Raw genomic sequence first — 953 nt, forward strand, 5'->3', positions numbered from 1 at the left:
AAATAATACCAACGATGTAAATAAGGTTGTCGATAAGCTTGAAGTCGTTCAGTAATAACTAATATTGAGCTTTCACTTTAAAAAATAAGGAGACAACACCATGGTTCGTTGGATGTTTATTTTCCTTGCTTTGGCTCTCGTTTCAGCGGTGCTCGGATTTAGTGGTATTGCCGGTGCTGCCGCAGCTGTCGCGCAAGTGATATTTTATCTGTTCCTGTTGTCATTAATTGTATCAATAGTATTTGTGATACTTGGAAAGAAAAACGTAAATAGATAGGAGTTAGCATGCGAGTTACGTCATTTATTTATCGTATCGCCGCAGTATTTGGTTTGGTATTTGCTTTAGCGGCGTGTAGTGATGAAGGGCCAATGGAAAAAGCGGGCAAAAAATTGGATGAGACTGCGGAAGAAGCGCAAAACGCCATTGAAGATGGTTGTGAAAACCTTAAAGAGAATCTGAACGCGGAAGACAAAGATTGTTAAGCGTTCACCTCATCCACCAACAGCAAAAAAGGGCGGCGTGATAACCGCCCTTTGTTTTACCAACTATTCTTAATCCGATAAGGAGTCAGAGATGAAGAACATATTCGATGTGCTAAAAGAAAGTCATGAAAAACAGCGCCTTTTGCTGGATGCACTGATGGAAACATCCGGAGATTCCCCAACTCGTCGAGAGTTTTATCGCGACCTAAAGCACGAGCTTGAGCAACATGCCGCCGCTGAAGAGCGTTACTTTTACGCACCGCTGATTGAGAGCGATAAGACGATCGATATGACACGTCACGGTATTGCTGAGCACCACGCCATCGACAAAGTAATCGCTCAGTTGGATGACACCGCGTGGAGCTCACCCGCTTGGCTTACGCACATGAAAACACTGCGCCACAAGGTACTGCACCATCTGGAAGAGGAAGAGCAACGCTTTTTCCAAATGGCAGGCAAGGTGATGTCCG

3 protein-coding genes are annotated in these 953 nt (G+C 44.5%); all 3 read left to right on the plus strand.

The window, feature by feature from the left end; all coding sequences use genetic code 11:
- The first annotated feature begins 100 nt into the window (after positions 1–100).
- On the plus strand, positions 101–277 hold the full coding sequence (locus tag R8N49_RS25485) for a DUF1328 family protein (RefSeq protein ID WP_005478615.1): 177 nt from the start codon (positions 101–103) through the stop codon (positions 275–277).
- 8 nt (positions 278–285) lie between these two features.
- Positions 286–483 (plus strand): hypothetical protein, encoded by a 198-nt coding sequence (locus tag R8N49_RS25490; RefSeq protein WP_005466987.1) that lies wholly within the window; start codon positions 286–288, stop codon positions 481–483.
- Between the two features lie 91 nt (positions 484–574).
- Positions 575–953, plus strand: a 379-nt coding sequence (locus R8N49_RS25495) for a hemerythrin domain-containing protein (protein WP_318190259.1), incomplete at its 3' end; no start/stop codon positions are given.

It is taken from the genome of Vibrio sp. 1978, from assembly GCF_033344345.1.

Excerpts from the sequence above, each read along its gene's own strand:
- R8N49_RS25485 (WP_005478615.1), top strand. The coding sequence starts at position 101 with ATGGTTCGTTGGATGTTTATTTTCCTTGCTTTGGCTCTCGTTTCAGCG.
- R8N49_RS25490 (WP_005466987.1), top strand. The coding sequence starts at position 286 with ATGCGAGTTACGTCATTTATTTATCGTATCGCCGCAGTATTTGGTTTG.